Annotated in this window: 7 protein-coding genes; 6 read left to right on the top strand and 1 reads right to left on the bottom strand. The window is 47.6% G+C overall.

Annotated elements, in window-relative coordinates; genetic code table 11:
* Positions 1-304 precede the first annotated feature (304 nt).
* Positions 305-1,057, top strand: a complete 753-nt coding sequence (locus ACMGG5_RS24370; protein ID WP_248032595.1) for a hypothetical protein — start codon at positions 305-307, stop codon at positions 1,055-1,057.
* A gap of 217 nt (positions 1,058-1,274) precedes the next feature.
* Here the strand turns inward: ACMGG5_RS24370 and ACMGG5_RS24365 are convergent, their stop codons facing one another.
* On the bottom strand, positions 1,275-1,406 hold the full coding sequence (locus ACMGG5_RS24365) for a replication initiation protein (protein WP_333482644.1): 132 nt from the start codon (positions 1,404-1,406) through the stop codon (positions 1,275-1,277).
* Between the two features lie 422 nt (positions 1,407-1,828).
* Here ACMGG5_RS24365 and ACMGG5_RS24360 point away from each other — a divergent pair, with 422 nt between their 5' ends.
* From ACMGG5_RS24360 to ACMGG5_RS24340, 5 genes are all read left to right on the top strand, one after another.
* Positions 1,829-2,020 (top strand): Rop family plasmid primer RNA-binding protein, encoded by a 192-nt coding sequence (locus tag ACMGG5_RS24360; protein ID WP_248032586.1) that lies wholly within the window; start codon positions 1,829-1,831, stop codon positions 2,018-2,020.
* Positions 2,020-2,406, top strand: a complete 387-nt coding sequence (locus tag ACMGG5_RS24355; protein ID WP_248032589.1) for a helix-turn-helix domain-containing protein — start codon at positions 2,020-2,022, stop codon at positions 2,404-2,406. Before ACMGG5_RS24360 ends, ACMGG5_RS24355 begins: the two co-directional genes overlap by 1 nt.
* Before the next feature lie 801 nt (positions 2,407-3,207).
* A complete protein-coding gene (locus ACMGG5_RS24350; RefSeq protein WP_420278642.1) occupies positions 3,208-3,354 on the top strand; it encodes a hypothetical protein in 147 nt (48 codons plus the stop codon).
* Between the two features lie 364 nt (positions 3,355-3,718).
* Positions 3,719-4,162: a hypothetical protein gene (locus ACMGG5_RS24345; RefSeq protein ID WP_248032591.1), complete on the top strand. Its 444-nt coding sequence runs from the start codon at positions 3,719-3,721 to the stop codon at positions 4,160-4,162.
* Between the two features lie 170 nt (positions 4,163-4,332).
* A partial coding sequence (locus ACMGG5_RS24340; protein WP_420278643.1) for a helix-turn-helix domain-containing protein occupies positions 4,333-4,495 on the top strand: 163 nt, incomplete at its 3' end.

Below are 4,495 nucleotides of genomic sequence, written 5' to 3'. Positions count from 1 at the left end.
AATCTTTGATTCGCCGAGCATCTGGAGATGAGATTCCTACAGACTTTCCTCGCCCATTTAAGATTGGCCGGGCCTATAAGTGGAAAGATACTGAGGTTATGGATTGGCTTGAAACCAGGCGGGTTTGAGCGTTGTAAGGCGATGTTTTCATTGCTATAAATGCAAAAAAGCCCACTTAGATAAGTAGGCTTTTTTGCATTCTTTACGCTCTAGAGGTACACAGAAAAACGATAGTTCGCCTGCTCCTCGAATACGGTCATATTAGTAAAGTAATCTTTCATAGTAAAGAGGTTCGTAATTCAAGATGGATATATCAAACGTAATCAACTCGATTTCTGGACCTCGTTTATCTTTCTATGAAGCCTTTCTTGGTTGTTCTACTGAACAAGAAAAGGTGGGGGCATATGTTGCCTACCAGGATTTATCTGGGGACTTTTTCTGCGTAATGCAGATGATTGAGGTTGCACTTAGGAATGCAATCAATAACACAGTAAAACTTCATGTAGGTTCTAGTAGTTGGTATGACACTATTCCATTTTCCACTCAATCAAAGCAGTTAGTTCAAAGCGCGAAAGATAAAGCGATTGCTGAGTGTGGCGTTCGTTACTCTGATGATGATGTGATTAGTCGTCTAACTTTTGGATTTTGGGTTTACATGCTTGATGCCCCTTACAGGGATACATCCAAATCTAGCTATATATGGACTCCTGAAAACCGAAATTTAACTTTCCCTGTTGCAAAAAACCCCTGGGGAGCGGACATGAAAATCAATGCTTTGTTTGATGATTTTCATAAGGTTTTGCTATTTAGGAACCGACTATTCCATCATGAACCTATCTGGAAGAAACATGGATGTAAGTCACATCAAACCGCAGTAGATAACGTAAGGAAAGACTTTGATTTTCTTATGAAGGTGCTGGGCTATGTGTCTGTTGCTAAGGTTGATTTGTTACGGTTGATTGGGCATGACCAAAAGTTTTATGCAAGATGCGATATCAAGCATATTCAAGAGGTTATGGCAAAAATACCAAACCCGAACACAACTTTAAACGCTTGATTTTTGGAGTGTTTGTTTTTTTGATGAGCTTGACGATTTCGTAAAGAACGCGTATTTTCAGGCCATACAAAAAAACCACCCGGCAAGGTGGTTTTTTCGAAGGTTCAATAAACCGGCAAGTTTTTGAACCGTGGTAACAGGGTGTACAAGACCGCTGAAACCAAATTCTGTCCTATTAGTTTAGCCGTAGTTGGGCTGAGAATTCAAGAACTCTGCATCAGTAATCTCTTGTACACCCCTTACCAGTGGCTGCTGCCAGTGGCGCTTTTGCATGTCTTTCCGGGTTGGACTCAAGTCGATAGTTACCGGATAGGGCGCAGCAGTCGGACTGAACGGGGGGTTCGTGCATACAGTCCAGCTTGGAGCGAACTGCCTTCCCGGAACTGAGTGTCAGGCGTGGAATGAGAGAACCGCGGCCAAAACAGCGGAATGACACCGGTAAACCGAAAGGCAGGAACAGGAGAGCGCACGAGGGAGCCGCCAGGGGGAAACGCCTGGTATCTTTATAGTCCTGTCGGGTTTCGCCACCACTGATTTGAGCGTCAGATTCTGTGATGCTTGTCAGGGGGGCGAAGCCTATGGAAAAACGGCTTTGCCGCGACCTTACTTTTTCCTTACCTCTTTCCCGGCAGGTTATCCCCTGAATCTGTGGGTAACTTGTGAGTCCGTCCTGCTCGCCGCAGACCCGTGACCGAGCATTGCGAGCGAACGGGCGAGGAAGCAGAATGTAGCCTGTCTCCACATTAAGCACGTACGTACTGAGGCCTGTTCATGACAAAACAAGAGAAAACCGCGCTGAATATGGCGAAATTCATCCAGGGACAGTCCCTCCTGCTTCTCGAGAAACTCAATGAGCTCGATCTCGACAGGGAGGCGGACATGTGTGAAAAACTTCATGAGGATGCAGCGCTGCTCTGCAGGACTCTCTCCGGGCGGTTACATGCACTACAGGATGCGGGTTAATGGCAAAAGTATCGATCAGTGAGGCCGCACGGCTGACCGGCAAGAGCCGGACAACACTGCACAGGTTGATCAAGACAGGTGAACTGTCCACCTGTTACGGGGAAAGAAATGCCCGTATGGTCGATGTTTCGGAGCTTATCCGTGTTTTCGGAACCCTTGAGCAACGTCTGCCTGAACAGGTGTCTGGACAGGTCAGTGAACAGTCTGACACAGGTGTTTCTGCGCAGGGTGAACAGGTCATTGCACAGTTGCGACAGGAAGTGGAACACCTCAAAACGCTCGTTTCTGCCAAGGATTCGCACATCGACAGCCTTAAACAAGCCATGCTGCTGCTCGAGCACAGGCATACCGGGGATTCACCTTGGTGGAAGTTCTGGAAACGCTGAGAACGCCTCAGTTGCCGGCGTGGCTTGTCTGATTTACTGAATGACTTAATCTAAACCTGTTTTTTCGACCGGTCCGGACACAGCGATCGCCGCTCTCTTCCTTCAGGGTCAAAACATCACACCCCACGCAAGACTTCGTCTTGCAGTTTTTTTATTAAATATCAGTAATATAATTTAAAATATTTCAGGCGATTTACATTTAGCGCGGAAAGTATCACACATTTATCACACCTCCAGGTGCCGGTACCGGCACTGTCATATCGCCGGATTGTGGCTATCACTATTTTTCAGTGATTTACATGTCACACAATCCGGCACTGGTGTTGGATCCACACACTTGTATAAGCGCTGTCAGTGTTGGATCCACACACCTGGATGCAATTTCAGGTGGCCGGATTGTGTTACTGATTTATATCCAGTGTGGTGCCGGATCCGACACTGTGGCCTGCCGGCGTTTTCAGTGCATTCTCACGGCTTCAGTTTTTTTGAGCGTGTCAGCACGACGGGACAGGATGTGCATTTGTAATACCGCGCACACGCGGTATTACAAATGCTCCCGTCAGGGCTCGCCGCCCCGACACCCGGCAAGCGCTTCACGGGCCCGCAATGAATTGCGGGCCCGTTCACCACTAATAACAGAGCATCTGCCGACTCCTGTTTGGGCGATCATGCGGAAAGCCGGGAAATGTATTACTCCGGAGTGACGTCAGCCGCCGCGATGTTACCGCTGAGGGGAAAAATTGGTTTGTGGCCCGGGTTTTCTTACCCTGTCGGTTCTTTTAACCCGAGGGAGCTGCAGTGATGAAACTGATGCTGGAAATGACGAAGGTGCTGATAGATGTGGTGATCATAATCATGACGCTGCGCCGGCCAGTCTGCCGGCGCAGTTTTTCGCATGCGAAAAATTTTCCGTTCTGGCGGATACGCCGGCACTCCCGGAAAGTGTGAAAAACACCGGTTACGGGGTGGATCCGGTACCAGAATCAGAGCCATTCACTTGGCTGCATAGCCATGCACTGTGCCAGAATTCATCCCCTGCGTTTCTGGCGGGTTTGCCGGGGGTTTGTTACCTGTTTTATCCGTTTCCCGTCAGAAACGCTCTGGGCGCGTCTGAGCGGTGCGCGTAATGCGACGTTATGGTAAATCCGATCTGTCGAGTGTCTATCTCCCGCTGTAGCAACTTCACTCTCACCTCTTACATGTTAGATGTATCTTGTTTTGCTTAGTCTATAAGACTAATGTCTTGTTGTGTTGACAAGCATCTTATCTATATTTATTCTTCTTTCATCTTAATAAGGCGATGGAGTGTTTCATGACTAGTGGCATTTTTTTATCCCGTGAAGATTTGATGTTGTTATCAGACTCAGCAAAAGAAGAAGTGCTGGCATTGGTAGCAGGGGAGTCGGTTTCTGGTGTGTATGAGGAATCAGAGGATGGTCCTACCGATCTTTCCTCGCTCCAGGCAGAAAGGCTTGTGCGTGGTTTAAGTGATAAGTCCCGGTCAGTACTGAAAGCTATTCTTGAAAGTGAGGATGGGGAGCATGGTTTCTGGTGCAAGAGTATCGCAGAGGAGCTTGGTTTTGATGTCTCTGAGCTTTCAGGGGTATGGTCAGGATTGACTCGCAGAACACGCACAGTAAGCGATGATACCGATGCCTATTTGATTGGCTGGGCCTGGGATGAGGGCCGTGATGATTACTACGGAAAGCTGCATCCAACAACCTATCGCAACTGCAAGAAAGCAATGAATTTTTGATTGTTCTGTCTGTTGTTGCTTTACCTAATAGCCCGCTGCGCGCGGGCTTTTTTATGGGGCATCTGCAAATAAGTCACTGCACCCCTTTAGTGTTTATAGCTTGTCATAGGTTTCTTTTTGGCTCATAATTTATAGCATAGTAATGTTTGCCTCGGCTGTGAGGGCACTAGATGAAACTGTTAGATAGTTCTGAGGTTTGCGAACTGCTCGGAATCAGCAAATCGACGCTATATCGGTGGTGTGGTGTGTCTGATGAAAATTCGCTCTCTTTTGGGGGGCCTTCGGACCTTGTCGTGAGGAGTAAGTATTTGAATCAAAGTAGGGCAGATATTA

Source organism: Enterobacter sp. BNK-34 (genome assembly GCF_048684445.1).
In the GTDB taxonomy this organism is placed as follows: Bacteria; Pseudomonadota; Gammaproteobacteria; order Enterobacterales; family Enterobacteriaceae; genus Enterobacter; species Enterobacter pseudoroggenkampii.
The sequence above is the reverse complement of the archived record's forward strand: the minus strand, read 5'-3'. Positions and strand labels throughout refer to the sequence as shown.